We start from the raw sequence: 20,326 nt of genomic DNA, 5'->3' as shown, positions 1-20,326 counted from the left end.
CCGATCATACAGAAATCGCTTATTTCACCTGAAATAAGGTCAACAGGTGAACTGGCCTGAGCTGGTTCGCGACAGTCTGCGCCATTTAGTGGTCAGAAGGAATACCTGATTTATGGTGCGAATCCACGGCTTTCATTCTTGAGCAGACCGCTTGACAGCCCTTCTTCTGTGCACTTCATCGGTGCAGGTGGAATCGGCATGTCTGCTCTGGCGAAAATTCTGCTCAGCCGCGGCCACAGAGTCAGCGGCTCTGATCGACGAATGTCCCCCACGATGGAGGCCTTGCAGGCTCTGGGGATGGTGGCTTTCGCCTCCCAGACGGCGTCGAATTTTGAAGAACTGAAAAACCAGAACCTGACAGCGCCGCTGGTGGTGATCAGCAGCGCCATCCCGGAAAGCAATCCAGAACTGCTGGCAGCACGGCAATTGCAGCTGACTGTCTGGCATCGTTCCGATCTGCTTGCTGCCCTGATCGACCAACAGCCCTCCATCGCCGTGGCTGGAAGTCATGGCAAAACCACCACAAGCACAGTTGTCACAACACTTCTGAATGGAGCCGGAGAGGATCCCACCGCCGTGATCGGTGGAATCGTTCCCTGCTACGCAAGCAACGGGCACTCAGGCACCGGCCGCCTGCTGGTAGCAGAAGCTGACGAATCCGATGGATCGCTGGTGAAGTTCAACGCCACCTTGGGCGTGATCACCAATCTGGAACTGGATCACACCGACCATTACAGAGATCTGGATGATCTGATCACCACCATGAGGCGGTTCGCCGCCGGTTGCGGTCGATTGCTGGCCAACCAGGACGACCCGATTCTGAGCGAACACTTCCAAGCCGATGCCTGGTGGTCAGTGCAACGCAGCAACAACGTTGACTACGCCGCTCTGCCGGTAGCCCTCGAAGGGGATCACACCATCGCCGATCTCTACGAACAGGGAGAGCACGTCGGCCGGATCACACTGCCACTGCCAGGGCTGCACAACCTCAGCAATGCTCTTGGAGCACTGGCTGCTTGCCGAATGGAGGGAGTCCCCCTCGGCCGTCTGATCACACACCTCAGCGAGCTGAAGACGCCTGGACGCCGCTTCGATTTTCGTGGCGACTGGGAAGGTCGTCTCGTGGTGGACGACTACGCACATCACCCCAGTGAAGTGGCTGCGACTCTGTCGATGGCCGCTCTCATGGTGTCAAGTGGTCGAAGTCCACTGCCACGCAGTCCGAAGCGTCTGATGGCAGTGTTTCAACCCCACCGCTTCAGCCGCACCCAGGAATTTCAGAACGAATTCGCCCTGGCACTCTCCAGCGTGGACATCGTGGTGCTTGCACCGGTGTTCTCAGCCGGAGAAGCTCCCATTACCGGCGTCAGCAGTGAGGCTCTGGCAAGCTGCATCCAGGAACACAACCTTGATCAGACAGTGCTGGTGGCATCCAGCATGGATGAACTGGCTGATCTGGTGAAGCAACACAGCCGTGCCGATGACCTGGTGCTGGCGATGGGCGCCGGAGATGTGAACAGTCTCTGGTCTCGGCTGTCACCGAACGCACTGCAGGAGCCGACGACATGCCGATCGACGCTGACAACCTGAGGGAACTTCAGAAACACGGGATCCTCCAGGAACAGGTTTCCCTGGCCCACTACACCACCTGGCGTGTTGGTGGTCCTGCCCAGTGGCTGGCGGAACCCAGCGATGCTGAGCAGATTCCAACACTGCTCCGCTGGGCAGCGAATCAGGAGATGCCGGTCCGCGCGATCGGTGCAGGCTCCAATCTGCTGATTGCTGATGAAGGACTCCCCGGACTCACCCTCTGCCTGCGACGACTGCAGGGGATTGATCTGAATGGCCAGACAGGGCGGGTGAAAGCCAGTGCCGGTGAACCGATCCCCACCCTGGCAAGACGTGCTGCACGGCTGGGATTGCAAGGGCTGGAATGGGCCGTTGGCATCCCTGGCACCGTTGGCGGAGCTGCGGTGATGAATGCCGGAGCTCAGGGGGGATGCACAGCAGAGCGGCTGCTCAGCGTGGACGTGGTTGCCCTCGAAGGCGAGGACTTCAGCATCCAGCGGCTTGAACGCGATGCGCTCGACTTCGCGTATCGCCACAGTGCCCTGCAAGGCCGGCGATTGCTGGTGCTGGCAGCCGAATTTCAGCTTGAACCAGGACATGATCCTGGCGAGCTGCAACGACGCACCAGCGGGAACCTCAATCACCGCACCAGCACCCAGCCCTACAAACAACCCAGCTGCGGCAGCGTTTTCCGCAATCCTGAACCAGCAAAGGCCGGTCGTCTGATAGAAGGCCTGGGGCTGAAAGGCCGGCGCGTCGGTGGTGCGCAGGTGTCTGAAGTGCATGCCAACTTCATTGTCAACACCGGAGAAGCACGCGCTGCCGATATCCGCAACCTGATCGGCATGGTGCAGCAGAAGGTGGCCGAGGCCCATGGCATCCAGCTTCAGCCAGAAGTGAAACGACTGGGATTCGAAATGGCGGCCTAATCTTGCTGTTCCTTCAGCGACGCCATGGCCGGTTTCGGACTTCCCAATTTCGGACAGCTCACCGAAGCCTTTCGCAAGGCACAGCAGATCCAGCAGGACGCTCAGAAACTGCAGGAGGAACTTGATGCCATGGAGATCGAGGGCAGCAGTGAAGACGGACGGGCAAGCATTTGGCTCTCTGGCAATCAGCAGCCCCTGCGGGTGAAGCTCGATCCCAGCCTGCTGAGTGATGGGCAGGAAGCCGCAGAAGCCGCCACCCTCGCAGCACTTCAGTCCGCCTACGAACGTTCCACAGGCACCATGAAGGAGCGGATGCAGGAACTCACTGGCGGTCTCGATCTGAATCTGCCCGGAATGGGCGGCTGACATCCAGAAGCTCGTCCACAGCCCTGCGGTACAAGGGGTAACGCTCCCAGTTGCGCGTCACTCCGCAACCCGGTTCATCCCGGTGCAAACAGTTACGGAACCGACAGGGATGCTGGGCGAGCTGGGCACGCAGCTCCGGAAACAGCACCTCCAGATTCGAAACGTCATCCGGTAACTCCGGCCTGTTGAACCCCGGTGTGTCCGCAACCCTGGACCCGTGAGCAAATTCATGCAGTTCCACATGGCGTGTGGTGTGGCGCCCACGCTGGAGTCGACCTGACAAAGCACCGACCCGCAATGCCAGTCCAGGCAGGAGTCCGTTCAGAAGCGCACTCTTGCCCACCCCCGATGGACCGCAAAGCACCGAAATCGGAATCTTGGCCAGTTGTGCTCGCAATTGCTCCAGCCCCAGTCCGGAGTGCGTGGAGACAAGAATGGGTTCATAGCCCCACCCCTGCACACGCTGGCGAAGTTGTGACAGCGCATCGTCATTGAGCAGATCACATTTGGTCAGCACGAGCAGAACCTGTAATCCGGTTTTTTCAGCCGTGAGCAGGAACCTGCTGACCTGATCGGCATCAAAAACGGGTTGATCAACCGCTACAGCCACAAGAATGCAGGAGGCGTTGGCAACGGGTGGACGGACCAGAAAGCTGATCCGGGGTTCCACTTCAGCGACGACGGCCCTGGCGTGATCTGGGTCGATGGCCTCCACCTGCACACGGTCGCCCACATGGACCAGGGCACCACGGTGATTCAGCCGTGTGCGGCGCGTGCAGAGAAGACGGGAAGGACCGTCGGCAGGTGGATGTTCCAGTTCCACCTCCAGATAATTGGCCTGGAGAGCCACCACCATGCCCGGATGCAGCTCATGCCTACTCACCGGCGCAGATGACCATCAGGCGCACTTGAACATCGGAACGTCGCTCCACGTCCACCCGATGACCGTCTCGACGCAGTCCTGGAACGACCATCTCCTCAGGCTCGCCCGGATCCAGATCCACCTGAAGACATTCACCGGGATTCATGGTCTCCAGGGTGAGGCGACAGCGAATGAAATTGAGCGGACAGGGAGTCCCACAGAGATCGAGCTGACGATCAGAGGGACGTTCCGCCATGGTCACCTCTGGCCGAACAGACGAGCGAACAGCCCGCTCTTGTGATGATGGTGCTGCTCACCCCTCGCGGAGTGATGACCAGCAAGCTCCTCGAGCAGCCCTCTCTCCTCCTCATTGAGACGGGTTGGGAGCTTCACGTTGACGGTGATCCGCTGATTCCCTCGGGCCACGGGATTTCCCAGCTTGGGAATGCCCTTGTTCTCCAGGGTGAGAACAGCATTGGGCTGAGTGCCTGCAGGAATCTCGAGGTTGGTCGGACCATCCACCGTGTCCACCTCGATCGTGTCGCCGAGGATCGCTTGGAGGTAGCTGACCTTCACCTCGGAATGAACTGTCAGACCATCCCTCTGTAGAGAGGGGTGCGGTTTCACTGTGAGGAAGACGTAAAGATCACCTGAAGGACCACCGCGCAGCCCAGCATTTCCCTCACCGGCCACGCGCAAACGGGTGCCCGAATCGACACCCGCAGGGATGTTGATGCGCAGCTTCTTGCGAACCTGCGTCACACCCTGGCCGCCGCAGGCATTGCAGGGATCTGCGATCACCTGGCCACTGCCGGTGCAGGCCGGACATTCCGCAACCTGCGTGAAACTGCCGAAAGGGGTGCGGGTTGCACGACGCACCTGACCGACGCCGCCACAGGTGGAGCAGGTGGTGGGACCACTGCCGCTCTTGGCACCGCTACCGGTGCAGGTGGTGCAGGTTTCCAGATGGGGGACACGGATCTCGCGCTCCTGACCGAACACACCCTGCTCGAAATCAATCGTGAGGTCGTAGCGGAGGTCATCCCCCTGTTGCGGGCCGCGGCGGCGTTGCTGACGGCCACCACCACCGGCAGCACCCCCGAAGCCACTGAAGAAGGTCTCGAACAGATCGGCGAAACCACCCATATCGCCCATGTCGGGCATGCCGGCGGCTCCACCGAGGCCAGCCTCACCGAACTGGTCGTAGCGACCGCGTGTCTGGGGATCGCTGAGCACTTCGTAGGCACGACCGATTTCCTTGAAACGGTCTTCAGCGCCTGGTTCCTTGTTGATATCAGGGTGGTACTGGCGAGCCAGTCGCCGATAGGCCCGCTTCAGGGTCTCAGCATCGGCATCCCTGCTGACACCGAGCAGCTCGTAGTAATCGGCCATCAGCTGGGTGTCCCGAAGATCACAGTAAGAGCAGGGGTCTGATCAACCGTTGGCATCGTCGGAAACCTCCCCTTCAGCCCCGGCATCGACATCGGCATCGGAAACGGCTGCTTCGCTGCCTGCGCCCTGCTGCGGACCGGGCCCCATCGACACCTTGACCATGGCGTGACGCAGCACGCGGCCATCAAGGTGATAACCCCGCTGCAGCTCCTCAATCACCACATCTTCAGGATGCTCGTCACTGGGCTCACGCAGCACTGCTTCATGCAGGGTCGGATCGAACTCCTGACCAACAACTCGCATGGGAGCAACACCAAGCTGTTTAAGCACATCAACCAGCTGTTTATAGAGCCCCTGATAACTGCGATGAAGTCCCTGAGCTTCCTCCGTCTGTGGATCGAGCTGCTGACGGGCACGCTCGAAATTGTCCACAACCGGAAGAATCTCGCTGAGGGTGTTGCAGATGAGCTGCAGCTTGAGATCGTCCTGATCGCGACTCTGGCGTTTGCGGAAGTTGTCGAAATCCGCTGCGATGCGCACATATTGTCCGCGCAACACTTCATGTTCCTCTCTGAGCGCGGAGTGCTCCCGTTCCAGCTGCTCGAGGCGGGCCTCATTGTCAACGGACTGAGACCCTGAATCCGTTCCAACTGTCTCTTCACTGCTTGAAACCTCATCCACCACCGGGGGGGTCTCTGGAGTTTCGTTTGGAATCACGGCAGGTTGCTGGCTGTCGGAACCAGCCGATGACGGATCCTGCGCTGGGGTGGAAGCGTCGCCACTCATGCTGACCGGTTGCGAATTCACGTCTAGACATGTTGATAGGTGAGGCAGTCCTCCCACAAGCGGCGGAAGCCCGCACCTTTCTGCGACCTTGATCCGTGAGCGACACAAGCCTGCCTCTGGAACTGGAACTGCTTCTGCAGCGGTCAATTCCAGGCGATCTCGGCATCGCTGATGCACCGGTTCTGCTCGAGGAACTGGAGACGATGGGATTTGATCCTGTGCGTCATGCCGCGCTCGCGAAGAGCCTGACGGAGCTGCTCAGCAACAACCTTCCAGTGAGCGATGAAGGTCCATCACTAGAACAACCCATTGCGGAGACACCACCACAAAGCAACGCCGTCATCCAGACAACCTCCGAGACCTCGGGTTCAAACGGCATCGAAGCCGAATCCGTGGCGGAAACGGCAACCTCCTATCTGAAGGATTTCACCGTTCAGGGGGTGCTCGAAGCCGATCCCGATGAGGAGGACGCCGACTCCTCGAAACCGCAGGACCTTGAATCCGGGCTTAACGATGCAGAGCGCTCACCCGTGATCGATCTGGTGGATCGCATCCTGATGCAGGCCCTTGAACTGGGTGCCAGCGACATCCATGTGGAGCCCCAGCAGGCAGGACTCCAGCTGCGCTTCCGTCAGGACGGCGTGCTGCAGAGTCAGATCGAACCACTTCCGAGCCGACTGGTCCCGGCTGTGACTTCCAGATTCAAGATCATGGCGGATCTGGACATCGCTGAACGGCGCGTCCCTCAGGACGGCCGAATCCGCCGCCGCTTCCAGAACAGAACCGTGGATTTCCGGGTCAACAGTCTGCCCAGCCGCTACGGGGAGAAGATCGTGCTGAGGCTGCTGGACAGCTCCGCCACCCAGCTGGGGCTCGACAAGCTGATTTCCAACGCTGAAGCCCTGAAGCTGGTTCGCACCCTGGGGTCCAAGCCCTTCGGAATGATCCTGGTGACAGGGCCCACTGGATCCGGCAAGTCGACAACGCTTTATTCACTGCTGGCGGAACGCAACGAACCGGGGATCAACATCTCCACGGTGGAGGATCCGATCGAATACGCCCTGCCAGGCATTACCCAGTGCCAGGTGAACCGGGAGAAAGGGTTTGATTTCAGCCAGGCACTGAGAGCATTCATGCGCCAGGACCCGGACGTGCTGCTGGTCGGTGAAACGCGCGATCTTGAAACCGCGAAAACAGCTATCGAAGCGGCTCTCACGGGTCACCTGGTGCTGACGACCCTTCACTGCAATGACGCTCCCAGCGCCATCGCGCGCCTCGACGAGATGGGCGTCGAGCCCTTCATGGTGGCCGCCTCACTGATCGGAATCGTGTCCCAGCGTCTGCTCCGGCGGGTCTGCCCGCAATGCCGCATCGCCTACCGGCCCAATCCCGAGGAACTGGGGCGCTTCGGACTGATGGCAAGCACCGAGGCGGACGTCAGTTTCTATCGGGCCAACCACCATGAAGGCCAGACCAACCCTTGCCCCAAATGTCAGGGCAGTGGTTACAAAGGGCGGGTGGGCGTCTACGAAGTGCTGCGCATGAATGAGGCGCTGGCGACCTCTGTGGCCAAGGGCGCCACTACCGACATGGTGCGTCAGCTGGCTCTCGAGGGAGGTATGAAAACCCTGCTGGGCTACAGCCTTGATCTGGTGAGGGAGGGACATACGACTCTGGAGGAAGTGGGCCGCATGGTGCTCACCGATTCCGGCCTGGAATCAGAGCGAAGAGCCAGGGCCCTGAGCACACTCACCTGCATCGGCTGTGGTGGCGGACTCCAGGAAGGTTGGCTGGAATGTCCTTACTGCCTGACCCCACGTCACTGAGGAGCGAGCGATGGAGCTGATGATCGAAGACCTGATGGAGGAGCTGGTGAAAGGCGGAGGCAGTGATCTGCATATCGCCAGCGGCCAGCCCCCCTATGGACGCTTCAGCGGACAGCTGCGGGCGATGCGAGATGAAGCCCTGCTCGAGGAGAGCTGCAACCGGCTGATCTTCTCAATGCTCAACAACAGCCAACGCAAGACCCTCGAACAGACCTGGGAACTGGACTGCGCCTACGGACTCAAGGGAGTCGCCAGATTCAGGGTGAATGTCTATCGCCAGAAAGGCAGCTATGCGGCCTGCCTGAGAGCGCTGGGCAGCTCGATTCCCAGCATCGAGTTGCTCAACCTCCCACCCGTGGTGGTGGAGACCAGCAAGCGACCACGAGGCCTGGTGCTGGTCACCGGTCCCACAGGCTCAGGCAAGACCACCACCCTGGCGGCACTGCTGGATCACATCAATCACAGCCGCGCTGAACACATCCTCACCATTGAGGACCCGATCGAGTTCGTCTACAAGAGCGACCGAAGCCTGGTGCACCAACGCCAGCTCAATGAGGACACCCGCAGCTTCGGGAATGCACTCAGGGCGGCTCTGCGCGAAGACCCGGACGTGATCCTGGTGGGTGAGATGCGCGACCTGGAAACGATTCAACTGGCGATCAGCGCCGCCGAAACAGGTCACCTTGTGTTCGGAACGCTGCACACCAGTTCCGCAGCGCAGACGGTCGACCGCATGGTTGACGTGTTCCCGCCGGCGCAGCAGACCCAGATCCGCGTGCAGCTGTCAGGAAGTCTGGTGGCGGTGTTCTCCCAGACGCTGTGTCGCCGCAGCAATCCCGAGCCTGGTCAGTTCGGCCGAGTGATGGCACAGGAAATCATGATCAACACCCCCGCCATTGCCAACCTGATCCGCGAAGGCAAGACCGCCCAGCTTTACTCACAGATTCAGACCGGTGGTGAACTGGGCATGCAGACGCTCGAGAAAGCCCTGGCAGATCTCGTGAGTCATGGTGAGATCGATCTGCGGGAAGGACTCTCAAAAGCCAGCAAACCCACCGAGCTTGAACGGCTGATCAGCAACTGAGAGGTCCAGACTCAGCATGGCCACGTTCACTGCCACCTACACCTCTGCAACCGGTCAGGACCGAACCGTGACCGTGAAAGCCAATGATCTGGCCACGGCCAGGCGTCAGTTGAGGCGACGTGGCATCAAAGCCAACCAGTTGCGTGCCAGTGAAACCGGTCCTGAACGAGGCAGAAAGAAAGGAACGCCTGCAAAGGCCGATGGGACATCAGGCGGGAGCCTGTTCTCGATGGATCTGGGAGAAGCCTTCCAGAAACCTCCAGGTGTGAAGGAGAAAGCGGTCTGGGCCAGCAAGCTGGCTGCACTGGTCGATGCGGGGGTGCCGATCGTGCGCAGTCTCGATCTGATGGCCACACAACAGAAGCTGCCGATGTTCAAGAAAGCGCTCACTTCAGTGGGTATGGAGGTGAACCAGGGCACAGCGATGGGAGCGGCGATGCGCCAGTGGCCGAAGGTGTTCGATCAGCTGACGGTGGCGATGGTGGAAGCCGGAGAGGCCGGCGGAGTTCTCGATGAGTCCCTGAAACGACTTTCCAAACTGCTGGAGGACAACGCCCGCCTGCAGAACCAGATCAAGGGTGCAATGGGTTATCCGGTCGCAGTGCTCGTGATCGCGATTCTGGTGTTCCTGGGCATGACCATTTTCCTGATTCCAACCTTTGCGGGGATCTTTGAAGATCTGGGTGCGGAACTGCCTCTGTTCACGCAGCTGATGGTCGATCTGAGCAAGCTTCTGCGTTCTTCAGCGGCTCTGGTGTTTGCCGGAGGAATGCTCATCGCAGCCTGGCTTTTCGCCAGGTACTACGCAACACCGAAGGGCAGGCGCGTGGTGGACCGCCTCGTGCTGAAGCTGCCATTGTTCGGTGATCTGATCATGAAAACCGCGACAGCCCAGTTCTGCCGCATCTTCAGCTCTCTCACCAAAGCCGGAGTCCCGATCCTGATGTCACTGGAGATCTCAAGTGAAACAGCGGGAAATTCGATCATTTCCGACGCCATCCTCGACTCCAGAGCCCTGGTTCAGGAAGGTGTGCTGCTGAGCACCGCGCTGACTCGGCAGAAGGTTCTGCCCGACATGGCCCTGAGCATGCTCACGATCGGAGAGGAGACCGGTGAAATGGACCGGATGCTCAGCAAGGTGGCCGACTTTTATGAAGACGAGGTTTCAACGTCTGTGAAGGCACTCACCTCGATGCTTGAACCGGCGATGATCGTGGTTGTGGGAGGCATTGTGGGCTCGATCCTGCTGGCGATGTATCTGCCGATGTTCAGCGTGTTTGATCAGATCGCATAGCGAGCTCCTGGGCTCGGATGGCCGCGATGGCCTGACCCGCCAGCCAGCCGCCGCTCCAGCAGGCCTGGAAATTGAAACCACCGGTGACACCATCCACATCCAGTAGTTCACCAGCCAGATAAAGCCCTGTGCAGCGACGACTTTCCATTGTGGCCAGATTCACTTCACCCAAATCAACCCCACCTGCGGTGACAAACTCCTCACCGAATGGCCCACGGCCCCGAATCAACAGGCGCTGAGAACAGAGAGTTTCAACCAGCTGACGCTCAGCCTTCAAGGGCAGATCCGCCCAGCGACGCTCACCTTCCACATCGGCCTCTGAAAGGAAGGCCTGCCAAAGGCGCCGCGGCAAATGCTCGAAGGGATTGGCCGATGTAAGCGTGCGCCTGGCCTTGTCCAGGCGCCAGTGCCTCAACCTCTGCTCCACACCCTTGCGACCCAGGCCGGAACTCCAGTCCAGCCTGAGTTCACCTTTGTAATGGCTTTGATGAAGTGCCCGCGCAGCAAAAGCGGATAACCGCAGGGTTGCCGGACCACTGAGTCCGCGGTGGGTGATCAGCACCCGTCCGGTCTGCCGGAAGCGCTGATTGCCGATTTTCAGATCGAGAGTCACATTATCAACGGCAATACCACTGCAGGCAGCGAGGGCCTTTGCATGCAATGACAGGCCGAACAGTGAAGGAACAGGTGGTATCACCTGATGACCGAGAGACTCGGCAAGTCTGCGGCCACTGGGATGACCACCGGTGGCCAGCATCAACTTGCGAGCTCTCAGCGGCTGCTCCAGGCCGCGCCCTTCGATGAGGAAGCCACCATCCTCCGCGCGCACGATCTGCCGAACCAGCACCTGGGTGCGCAGCTGAACTCCCGCCAGGCTGGCAGCGTTCTCCAGACAATGAATCACGGCCTCGGAACGGTTCTGCTGAGGAAACATGCGGCCATCGGATTCCTCGATCAGGGTGAGTCCGTGCTCATCAAACCAGGCGATCGCGTCACCACATGCAAAGCGGCTGAATGGTCCCCGCAACGGCCGACTGCCGCGGGGGTAGTGGGTCGCAAGCTCCGCAGGATCCCAGCATGCATGGGTCACATTGCAGCGACCACCACCGCTGACACGCACTTTCTGGAGGGGCTCCGGCGTGGCTTCAAGCACCACCACTCCATGGAGACCCTGCTCAGCAGCGGTGATCGCCGCCATGTAACCGGCAGGACCACCACCGATCACGACCAGATCAAGCGGTCTGGAAGCGCAGAGCGACTCCGTTGTTGCAGTAGCGCTTGCCGGTGGGCCTGGGACCGTCATTGAACACATGACCCTGGTGACCGCCGCAGCGGCTGCAGTGGTATTCCGTACGAGGAACGATCAGTTTGAAATCTACTTTCGTGGCGATGGCACCTGACAAAGGCTTCCAAAAGCTTGGCCAGCCGGTACCGCTCTCATACTTGGCCTGCGATGAAAACAAAGGCAGATCACAGCCTGCACAGTGATAGATCCCTGTTCTTTTCTCGTTATTGAGCGCACTGGTGAAGGGAGGCTCGGTACCTTCCCTGCGCAGCACCTGATATGACTCAGGCGACAAACGTGTCCTCCACTCCTGATCAGAGAGATCCCACTCGGAATCTGACTCTTCGGAAGCAGCGATGACCTTTTGCGGTGCACGAACCACACCGAAGAGACCTGCAACAGTCGCAGTCAGCATGGAGCGCCTGCTCATCAACCACTTTTCAAGATTGGGGAACATCACTGTCATCACTTCAACCGTGGGACTGTTCTAAACAAGCGCGAACGGGTGCCAGGCAGCATGGAGGAATGGATTCCCCCACCCCCAGCAACCGGGAACCTTCCTGGCGTTTCAGCATTGCTCCAATGTTGGACTGCACAGACAGGCACTTTCGCCAGCTGATGCGTCAGATCAGCCGTCACGCTCTGCTTTACAGCGAAATGGTGGTGGCGCAGGCGCTGCATCACTGTCAACGCAGGGAACGCCTGCTCGACTTCGATCAGGAGGAGCATCCGATCGCCCTTCAGGTCGGCGGCGATCAACCGGAACTACTCGCTGAAGCCACGCGCATGGCAGCGGACTGGGGCTATGACGAAATCAATTTCAATGTGGGCTGTCCCAGCCCACGCGTTCAGGCCGGCAATTTCGGCGCCTGCCTGATGGCAGAACCCAACCGCGTGGCCCGCTGTGTGGAAGCGATGGTGGCTGCCAGCGCCCTGCCCGTGACAGTGAAACACCGGGTGGGCATTGACGATCTCGACAGCGACACCCTGCTCACAGCCTTCGTGGATCAGCTGGCCGCGGCCGGAGCGACCCGCTTCAGCGTGCATGCTCGCAAAGCCTGGCTGGAGGGTCTTGATCCCAAACAGAACCGCACGATTCCTCCTCTGGAACATGAGCGGGTCATCGCGCTGAAACAACGAAGACCTGAACTCATGATCGAACTGAACGGAGGTCTCGACACCCCGGAGCAATGCCTGAAGGCACTGCATCACTGTGATGGTGCAATGGTTGGCAGAGCCGCCTACGCGCATCCTCTGCGCTGGGCTGCAATGGATGCTCTGATCTTCGGGGACCCTCTAAGAACGGTGAAGGCATCGGACGTGATCACAGGCCTGATGCCCCATGCCGAACGTCACCTGAACAGGGGCGGACGGCTGTGGGATCTCTGCCGGCACCTGGTGCAACTGGTGGAAGGAGTGCCAGGTGCTCGCCAATGGCGCCGTGATCTCGGTCAACACGCCCAGCGTGCCGGTGCAGACCTCAGCGTTCTGGAAAGGTCAGCCCGGCAACTGACGGAAGCCGGGCTCTAGGTCGATGAATTGACACGAATGGTCAATCAGCCTTCAGCTCCGCCGTAACCGCTGTAGTCATCGCCACCGCCATCATCACCACCGCCGCCGTAGCCACCACCATCGTTCTGGGAAGCACCACCACGACGACGACTGCGGCGGCCATCTTCAACACCTCCACCGTAAGGAGGACCTGACTGTTCGTCACCAGCAGCAGCTCCACCACCGCTGTAACCACCACCAGACGACCCCCCTCCATAGCTGCGGTCTTCCCAACCGCGAGCACCGGAACGTCGATCACCGCCGCCACCACCGCCGTAGCCACCACCGCCGTAGCCACCACCGCCACCGCGATAACCGCCGCCGCCGCCACCTCCGCCGTAGCCGCCACCGCCACCGCGTCGAGGTGCACTGCCACGGGGCTCAGCTTTGTTGATGCGCAGGGGACGACCCATCAACTCAGCGCCCTGGAGAGCTTCGATCGCGGCGGCCTCGGCCGCCTCATCGACCATCTCCACAAAGGCGAAACCACGTTTGCGACCGGTATCACGCTCAAGAGGAAGGGCACAGTTCGTGACCTCTCCATGAGCGGCAAACAATTCGATCACGTCCTCCTGCTCAGCGCGGAAGGGCAAATTGCCGACAAAAATGCTCACTTGACTGCTGGACCTGAAGAGAAAGGACCCAATCGGATCAGACAAGTCATCGGTTGAAGATCCATTGAAGGATGCACCAGCCTCTGACTTGCTCAGGGTAGACCCGGTCTCGCGAAATGATCATTGATTCGCTAATTCCAGTCGATCGCTCCACAGAGCCAACTGCTCTTCAACCCGCTCAAAACCGGTGCCACCTTCACTGATTCGCGCCGCCACAACCTGCCGGGGTGCGAGAGCGTCAAAAAGGTCTGCATCAATGGCGGCGTGAAACTGCTGCCAGCGTTCGAGGCTCAGATCTCGAAGCAGCACTCCATCGCTCAGACATTGCTTCACCACGGAACCCACGATCTGATATGCCTCGCGGAAGGGGACCTGTCGGGCCACCAGATAGTCGGCGACATCGGTGGCATTGGAGAAATCAGATCCGACGGCTGCTTCCAGACGGTCAGGGCGAAAACTCAACCCCTCCTCGATCAGGATCGTCATCGCTTCAAGGCACTGGACACTGGTTTGCACAACATCGAACAGCGCTTCCTTGTCTTCCTGAAAGTCTTTGTTGTAGGCCAGTGGCAACCCCTTGATCATCGTCAGCAGACCCTGCAGATGACCGAAGACCCGCCCGCACTTTCCACGCACCAGCTCAGGAACATCAGGGTTCTTCTTCTGGGGCATGAGACTGCTGCCGGTGGCGCAACGGTCACTCAGGCGCACAAATCCGCATTCCTCCGAGGCCCAGAAGATCACCTCTTCGGCGAGGCGGCTGAGGTGCACCATCAACAGCGATGCGGCAGCTGAAAACTCCACCGTGAAATCGCGGTCGCTCACAGCATCGAGGCTGTTGGCGTAAATGCTCTCAAATTCCAGAGCTGCTGCTGTACTGCGCCGATCAATCGGAACCGGCGTTCCGGCGAGGGCTGCAGCACCGAGAGGCGAGCAGTTGACGCGTTTACGCACGTCCTGAAAACGCTGACGATCCCGCTCCAGCATCTCCACATAAGCGAGCAGATGGTGGGCCAAGCAGACGGGCTGCGCCCTCTGCAGATGGGTGTAGCCGGGAATCAGTGTGCGACGGTGATCAAGCGCCTGGCGCAGCAGAGCCTTTTGAAACATCCGCATCTGCGGGTCGAGCTCGTCAATTCGACGACGAAGCCAGAGACGCAGATCCGTGCCCACCTGATCATTGCGGCTGCGTCCTGTGTGCAACTTCTTGCCCACCGGTCCAAGCAGAGCAATCAGGCGTCGCTCGACAGCGAAGTGCACATCCTCATCGTCCAGACCAGGCTGGAAACTGCCGGCAGCTGCCTCCGCCCGGATCTGTTCCAGACCGCTGCAGAGCTGATCAGCCTCTGCCTGCGCAATCACTCCGCACTCGGCCAGCATGCGGGCGTGAGCGATCGATCCGTCCAGATCCTCCTGCAGGAGAGTGATGTCAAACCCGATCGAGGCATTGAAGCGTTCGATCGCTGGATGCAGTCCCTGCTCGAAACGGTCACTCCAGGTGGCGGAGCCTCCGCCCGTCACTCCACCTGCCATGGCCACCCTCAACACGGATTCACTCAGCTTGTCAGGCCGGAGTCCTTGGTACCGATGGCAACATCACCTCCTCGCGAACTTTGAGAACCACCATCGAGGCATCGTCCTCGAGCTGGCGATCCGCACCGACAAAGCGGTCCAGACGACTGAAGAGCTGATCGAGTATTCCCTGCGAGCCCGTTCCGGAACGGCAGGCTGTTTCAAGGCTGCGGATCAGGCGCGCCTCGTCAAATCGATCTCCGGTCAGCCCGGGTGCCTCAGTCACACCGTCGGTGTAATACAGCAGCACATCACCTGGCTCGAGCACCGTCGAACCACTGCCGTACTCAGCCTCAGGCTGCAGACCGATCAACAGGCCCGGTGCATCAAGACGACTGATGCAACGTTGCTGAGCACGCCAGATCAGGGGCGGGTTGTGGGCGGCATTGGCAAAGCGAAGTCGACGCGTCCGCGGATCAAAATCCGAATAGAACAACGTCACGAATCGATGGGACTGGGAAAGATCCTCCAAGGCCAGCTGGTTGAGGTCGTGAAGAATGCGATCCGGCGGTAGTCCGCTCAGCACTTCCGCGCGCAACATGCCGCGCAGCATGGTCATCAGCAGGCCAGCGGGAACGCCCTTGCCCATCACGTCACCCATCACCAGCGACCAGCGGCCTCGCTCACGCCGACGGCCGATCAGTTCAGGCCGGGTGGGGATGAAGTCGTAGTAATCGCCGCCAACCTGAAACGCAGGTCGACAACGGGCCGCCAGTTCAACACCCTCAATCACCGGACAGTGATCGGGCAGAAGCTGAGCCTGAATCTCGGCACCGATGCTGAGCTGGCGATCCACCCGCTCATGCAGGCGGGCCTCCTGAAGCATCTGATCATTTTCGATCGCCACACCGGTGAGATCGGCAATCAGCTGCACATTGCGGCGATGGACATCGCTCCAGACCAGCGAGCCGGAGGTGTTGAACACATACAGACGACCCCGCTGACGACCTCGAGCCACCAGAGAGGTTGCGAAAACACCGGCCGATCCGAGATGGCTCTGAACCAGTCGATCCAAACCGAGCACGAGGGCATCGTCGGAACCGAACCCGGCCGAACGTCCAGGTTCATGGTTGATCACCGCCTGAAGCAACGTCTCCGAGCGCAGCACGGAAAGCATCTGCAACTGGTCAGCCCACAGGCGCCCATCCGACTGAAAGGGGATGAGCAGTGCCCCATCCACCCCCACCAGACGAGCGGCCACCACGGGCACAAGCTCCAGGAATCGATTGAGGTTGGTGAAACTGCGCAGCGCGAAGCCGATCGATACCAGCAGCTCCTGGTTGGCACGCTGCTCCCTCGAAAGGCTGTCGAGCAGCTGACGCAAAGAAGTGGTCGCCGTCAGAGATGGAGACCCTGGGCGAAGCTGAGAAGTCGGGTGGGGCCTTGGTGGATTGCTGCTCACGGCAACCCCCGGCAGAGAACGAAAGGTAGCAACTCTGACCGCAGAAAGCTGAACCGTTCACTTCCTCTTTGGAGGATGAACCTCAGCGACCGGCAAGCAGTGCTTCAACGAACTCGAAACTGTTGAAGGGACGCAGGTCACGGATTCCCTCACCGGCACCGATGAAGCGGATCGGCAACCCGGCCTCGGAAGCCACAGCAAGCGCCACCCCGCCACGAGCCGTGCCGTCCAGTTTGGTGATCACCACCCCCGTGAGACCGGCGGCTTTGGCAAAGGCCATCGCCTGCTTGAGTCCGTTCTGTCCCTGACTGGCATCCAACACCAGCAGAGATTCAACATGGGCTTCAGGCGCAAGACGATCCACAACGCGGCGGATTTTCTCCAGTTCTTCCATGAGGTTGTGCTTCGTCTGCAGGCGACCGGCCGTGTCCACGAGCACAAGATCCGTGCCTTTGGCGCGGGCGGCTCCAATGGCATCGAACACCACAGCCGCCGGATCAGCGTTGGATGAGGGGTTGGCAATCACGGGCACCTCACTGCGATCTCCCCAGACCTGCACCTGCTGCACCGCCGCGGCCCTGAACGTATCGGCCGCGGCGATCATCGCCGAATAACCACTGCGAACCGCCAGGTTGGCGAGCTTGCCGAGGGTGGTGGTCTTGCCGACTCCGTTGACACCGACCATCAACCACACATTGAGCTGATCGCGCTGGGGAGCCAGCAGCTTCACACCGCTGTCGCGGGTGGGCTGATCGAGCAGATCACGCAACTGCTCCTTAAGGAAGCGAATGCCCTCCGTTGGATCCACAACCTGTTCATTCATGCGCCGGCGCAGGGCGTCAAGCACCTGATCCGTAGCCTGAACCCCGGCATCCGCCCTCAGAAGCAAGGACTCAAGGTCATCCAGCACCTCCGGCGTGAGCGGATCATCGCCGAGATTCTCCAGCAACCCTGTGACAAAGCCCTGACGGGTCTTCTCAAGGCCCTGACGGAGACGACCGAGCCAGTCAATTTCCTCCAGGGTGACCTGATCAGCGCGGAGACCCTGGGCGGCAAGAACTTCCGCCGACCAGGTGAAGGTTTCGTCAAACTCACCGAGACTGGGCTCATCCGACTGATCAGCGATTTCCGAAGACGGAACAGGTGTCGTCTGTGGTTGCTCGGCAACCGCAGGGGCTGATACCTGTTCAAGCTGCTGCTGACGCTCCTGACGCTTGCCTGCAGCCTGCTCAAGCAAAGACAGACCCTTTGCTGGGGATTCAGGTTCAGCAGGCTTGGAATCAGGTGGCGGTGACTGTTGCGATTCAGACGGTTCGGACGAAACCGCCAGCGGTTCAGGGCTGCCTGACGGTTCTGACGTTGCGGCCTGCGAAGACTTCTCAAGCTCTTTCTGAGCTTTCAGGCGGGCGTAGGCCAGACGCGCCCACTCGAGAGGATCGTCCTCAGCGGACACCTCAGCCTGCTGATCGCTTGTGCTCTGCTGAGCTCCTGGCGGAGCTGGCTGCAATGCAGAGGTTGAGTCCTCAACGGATGCGGTCTGTCCGGAGTTGTCCTGAGCGGTTGCAGGATCAATAGCCTGCTCAGAGTTCGATGGCTGCTCAGGAGGCTGTGGAGCTTCGGAGCTTCGATTGAACCAGTCGTAAACCATTCGAGAAAAGGCGCCTAAGCGATGGCGTTCTGAAGACGACGCAGAACTCCATTGATCATGCGACGGCCCTGTTCATCGCTGTATCGATTGGCCAGCTCCACGGCTTCACTACAGGCCACGGAAGCGGGGGTGTGCATGGAACGGAGATCAACCACTGCTAGTCGAAGGATGTCACGATCAATCCGAGGCAGCCGTCTCAGTCGCCAGCCCTCCATCACGCCATCCAGCTGCTCATCGATCTGCTCCCTTGACTTGAGCACGAGCTGAATCCGCTGCATGGCTTCTTCACGAACCTGTTTCTGGTCAGCCAGCGCCAGCAGTCGGGGCAGCTCGAGACTGGCCGACAAACCATTGAGAACCTGTTCGGCACCTGTGAGCGTCTCGCGCAGGTGGTTGCGCACCGAAGCCACATCACCGGAAGCGTTGCCATCCTGCAGTTCGCTGTCGAGAAGCGACTGCTGAGCCTTTTCCAGATCACTGGCGCAGTGATCAAGAACCTCGCGCCAGTGCTGCATCAGGCTGTCGAGGGCTCTCTGAAGCAAGATCTCCAGATCATCCTCCACAGCTGAAGAGTGCTCCCGTTCAGCGCACTGACCAAGCACGAACAATGCGAGCTCGCGGGAGAGGGTTCGGGTCTGCATGAATGGCGAGAGTTCTCGAACGACTCAGGACGATGAGGGTGCCACAGACGCCCTTAGCTGGGCGATCAGACTTGAGAAACTGCGATTAACCGGAGCCTCGCGTTCATCAGGATTGACGATTCCAGCCGAAATAATGGTTCTGAATGCATCCTCCACGGAAATATCCAGTTCTCTGACGGATGCCTCAGGAACAAGGGTGTACCACCCGGTGGTGGGATTGGGCGCCGTGGGAATGAACACACTGAGCAGGTTCTCTCCGAGATCTGACTGAAGAGACGGTCCGACCTGTCCTGTCACGAAACCAACGCTGTAGAGACCCTCACGCGGATACTCAACCAGCACGACACGTCGAAACCGACGTGAGTTGTCGCGAAGAAAGGTTTCCAGCAGCTGCTTGAGCGTCTTGTAGACGGAACCGGCCAGAGGGATGCGCTGCAGAGTGCCTTCGCCGAACTCGAGCAACCATCGCCCAACGATGTTCCGCGCCATCAAGCCGATCAGCAGAATTCCCATCAAGGGAACAGTCAGCCCCAGAGCAAGGTTGATTAGATCCTGCAGCAGAGGGTTGAGATTGATGAATGGATTGAACTGCTTGGGTATGGAGGTGACGAAGGCCAGCACGAATCTGCTGACGATCGTTGAAAGCCAGATTGTGGTGGCAAGCGGAATGACCACCAGAAGACCCGCGATCAGATCGTTCTTGAGATCGTTCTGAAGCCTGGCGCTGAGCGGCAGGTCTGGTCTTGGATTGGACTGGACCAAGGAACGCCGGGGGCCTGTAGCCAACGAGTTCCACTAACTTAACCAGCGGTCAGAGAACAGCGCCGAGCGCCAGCAGAACCAGTGCCACTGCTAAGACGGCAGCACTGATGGTTCCTCCGAAGAAACGCTGATTGATTGTCAGAGCACGCTGGCGTTCCGCCTGCTGAATCTGCTCGCTCATCTGTGACAGCTGGTTCTCGAAATACTTCTGAGCAGCCTGAATCTTGTCCTCTTCCGTGGCATCGGCAGGAAGCTGACCGGCTTGAGCCAACTGCTCTCCGAAAACTTTGGCAGTTTCAGGATCGGCCGACTGCTGACGAGCCATCTCCAGTTGACTGCGGCGTTGCTCAAGAGTCTGATCAGCTTCACCGATCAGGGATTGATTGCCTGTGATTCCAAGGGGGATCACAGCGATCATGACCACCGCCAGGACTGCGGAGATGATGCACACAACCCAGCGAATCGGCGTGCGGGTCTGCTTCGGATCATCCAGACGGGAACCGAGCAGCATCAGCATCAAACCGATGAAACCCATCGGCGTCTGATTCACAAGACGCTCAATCACCAATTGCTGGAAAACGCCATTGCTCCAATCCGCTGCACTGAAGACAACCCCGATCTGCAAAGCGAGCAGGACCACCAATGTGATTCCCAGCCAGCGCAGCAGAGGCGCAAGTCGGAAAGAGGTCTCAGGGGAAGCGGACACGTCACGATGCAGGAAGAAGCCCAACTTTAAGGTCAGC

Annotated in this window: 20 protein-coding genes; 7 read left to right on the top strand and 13 right to left on the bottom strand. The window is 59.7% G+C overall.

Annotation, left to right across the window (positions count from 1 at the left end):
- The first annotated feature begins 138 nt into the window (after window positions 1–138).
- The 3 genes from murC to SIB56_RS11715 are packed head-to-tail and all read left to right on the top strand — an operon-like array spanning window position 139 to window position 2,864.
- Complete coding sequence (gene murC / locus SIB56_RS11725; RefSeq protein ID WP_413324110.1) at window positions 139–1,590, top strand: UDP-N-acetylmuramate--L-alanine ligase; 1,452 nt, start codon at window positions 139–141, stop codon at window positions 1,588–1,590.
- Window positions 1,566–2,498 (top strand): UDP-N-acetylmuramate dehydrogenase, encoded by a 933-nt coding sequence (gene murB, locus SIB56_RS11720; RefSeq protein ID WP_413324109.1) that lies wholly within the window; start codon window positions 1,566–1,568, stop codon window positions 2,496–2,498. The genes murC and murB overlap by 25 nt, the downstream gene beginning before the upstream one ends.
- 24 nt (window positions 2,499–2,522) lie before the next feature.
- Complete coding sequence (locus SIB56_RS11715; RefSeq protein ID WP_413324108.1) at window positions 2,523–2,864, top strand: YbaB/EbfC family nucleoid-associated protein; 342 nt, start codon at window positions 2,523–2,525, stop codon at window positions 2,862–2,864.
- Here the strand turns inward: SIB56_RS11715 and rsgA are convergent.
- From rsgA to grpE, 4 genes are read right to left on the bottom strand one after another with little or no spacing between them, the layout of a single operon-like run.
- Entirely contained in the window at window positions 2,821–3,720 is a 900-nt protein-coding gene (gene rsgA / locus SIB56_RS11710) for a ribosome small subunit-dependent GTPase A (protein WP_413324107.1), read from the bottom strand. The genes SIB56_RS11715 and rsgA overlap by 44 nt on opposite strands.
- Window positions 3,721–3,739: 19 nt before the next feature.
- Window positions 3,740–3,982 (bottom strand): sulfurtransferase TusA family protein, encoded by a 243-nt coding sequence (locus SIB56_RS11705; protein ID WP_413324106.1) that lies wholly within the window; start codon window positions 3,980–3,982, stop codon window positions 3,740–3,742.
- A 2-nt stretch (window positions 3,983–3,984) separates the two neighbouring features.
- Entirely contained in the window at window positions 3,985–5,118 is a 1,134-nt protein-coding gene (gene dnaJ / locus SIB56_RS11700; protein ID WP_413324105.1) for a molecular chaperone DnaJ, read from the bottom strand.
- Between the two features lie 42 nt (window positions 5,119–5,160).
- The gene (gene grpE / locus SIB56_RS11695) at window positions 5,161–5,904 is read right to left on the bottom strand and encodes a nucleotide exchange factor GrpE (RefSeq protein ID WP_413324104.1); all 744 of its coding nucleotides are present in this window, start codon (window positions 5,902–5,904) and stop codon (window positions 5,161–5,163) included.
- A gap of 95 nt (window positions 5,905–5,999) precedes the next feature.
- Here grpE and SIB56_RS11690 point away from each other — a divergent pair, with 95 nt between their 5' ends.
- From SIB56_RS11690 to SIB56_RS11680, 3 genes are read left to right on the top strand one after another with little or no spacing between them, the layout of a single operon-like run.
- On the top strand, window positions 6,000–7,730 hold the full coding sequence (locus tag SIB56_RS11690) for a GspE/PulE family protein (RefSeq protein WP_413324103.1): 1,731 nt from the start codon (window positions 6,000–6,002) through the stop codon (window positions 7,728–7,730).
- A 10-nt stretch (window positions 7,731–7,740) separates the two neighbouring features.
- Window positions 7,741–8,814 (top strand): type IV pilus twitching motility protein PilT, encoded by a 1,074-nt coding sequence (locus SIB56_RS11685; RefSeq protein ID WP_413324102.1) that lies wholly within the window; start codon window positions 7,741–7,743, stop codon window positions 8,812–8,814.
- A 16-nt stretch (window positions 8,815–8,830) separates the two neighbouring features.
- Entirely contained in the window at window positions 8,831–10,108 is a 1,278-nt protein-coding gene (locus SIB56_RS11680) for a type II secretion system F family protein (protein ID WP_413324101.1), read from the top strand.
- On the opposite strand, the gene SIB56_RS11675 is transcribed toward SIB56_RS11680, so the two are convergent.
- On the bottom strand, window positions 10,083–11,411 hold the full coding sequence (locus tag SIB56_RS11675; protein ID WP_413324100.1) for an NAD(P)/FAD-dependent oxidoreductase: 1,329 nt from the start codon (window positions 11,409–11,411) through the stop codon (window positions 10,083–10,085). The two genes, SIB56_RS11680 and SIB56_RS11675, sit on opposite strands and share 26 nt — an antisense overlap.
- Window positions 11,341–11,859, bottom strand: coding sequence for a peptide-methionine (R)-S-oxide reductase MsrB (gene msrB / locus SIB56_RS11670; RefSeq protein WP_413324099.1), 519 nt, complete (start codon window positions 11,857–11,859; stop codon window positions 11,341–11,343). Before msrB ends, SIB56_RS11675 begins: the two co-directional genes overlap by 71 nt.
- A 59-nt stretch (window positions 11,860–11,918) precedes the next feature.
- On the opposite strand from msrB, the gene dusA reads away from it, so the two are divergent.
- On the top strand, window positions 11,919–12,923 hold the full coding sequence (gene dusA / locus SIB56_RS11665; protein ID WP_413324098.1) for a tRNA dihydrouridine(20/20a) synthase DusA: 1,005 nt from the start codon (window positions 11,919–11,921) through the stop codon (window positions 12,921–12,923).
- Between the two features lie 26 nt (window positions 12,924–12,949).
- Here the strand turns inward: dusA and SIB56_RS11660 are convergent, their stop codons facing one another.
- From SIB56_RS11660 to SIB56_RS11630, 7 genes are all read right to left on the bottom strand, one after another.
- On the bottom strand, window positions 12,950–13,558 hold the full coding sequence (locus tag SIB56_RS11660) for an RNA recognition motif domain-containing protein (protein WP_413324097.1): 609 nt from the start codon (window positions 13,556–13,558) through the stop codon (window positions 12,950–12,952).
- Between the two features lie 120 nt (window positions 13,559–13,678).
- Complete coding sequence (argH, locus tag SIB56_RS11655; RefSeq protein WP_413324096.1) at window positions 13,679–15,091, bottom strand: argininosuccinate lyase; 1,413 nt, start codon at window positions 15,089–15,091, stop codon at window positions 13,679–13,681.
- A 31-nt stretch (window positions 15,092–15,122) separates the two neighbouring features.
- On the bottom strand, window positions 15,123–16,532 hold the full coding sequence (locus SIB56_RS11650; protein ID WP_413324095.1) for a PP2C family protein-serine/threonine phosphatase: 1,410 nt from the start codon (window positions 16,530–16,532) through the stop codon (window positions 15,123–15,125).
- Window positions 16,533–16,614: 82 nt separating this feature from the next.
- Window positions 16,615–18,180: a signal recognition particle-docking protein FtsY gene (ftsY, locus tag SIB56_RS11645; RefSeq protein WP_413324094.1), complete on the bottom strand. Its 1,566-nt coding sequence runs from the start codon at window positions 18,178–18,180 to the stop codon at window positions 16,615–16,617.
- 14 nt (window positions 18,181–18,194) lie between these two features.
- Window positions 18,195–18,821 carry a transcription antitermination factor NusB gene (gene nusB, locus SIB56_RS11640; protein ID WP_413324093.1) on the bottom strand — a complete coding sequence of 209 codons (627 nt, stop codon included), beginning with the start codon at window positions 18,819–18,821 and terminating at the stop codon, window positions 18,195–18,197.
- A 24-nt stretch (window positions 18,822–18,845) separates the two neighbouring features.
- On the bottom strand, window positions 18,846–19,583 hold the full coding sequence (locus SIB56_RS11635) for a DUF502 domain-containing protein (protein ID WP_413324092.1): 738 nt from the start codon (window positions 19,581–19,583) through the stop codon (window positions 18,846–18,848).
- Between the two features lie 49 nt (window positions 19,584–19,632).
- Window positions 19,633–20,289, bottom strand: a complete 657-nt coding sequence (locus SIB56_RS11630) for an HpsJ family protein (protein WP_413324091.1) — start codon at window positions 20,287–20,289, stop codon at window positions 19,633–19,635.
- Window positions 20,290–20,326: the final 37 nt, after the last annotated feature.

Source organism: Synechococcus sp. MIT S9503 (assembly GCF_047304175.1).
Classification (GTDB): Bacteria; Cyanobacteriota; Cyanobacteriia; order PCC-6307; family Cyanobiaceae; genus Synechococcus_C.
Note: the sequence above shows the minus strand (reverse complement) of the source record. Positions and strands in the feature narration are given on the sequence as shown.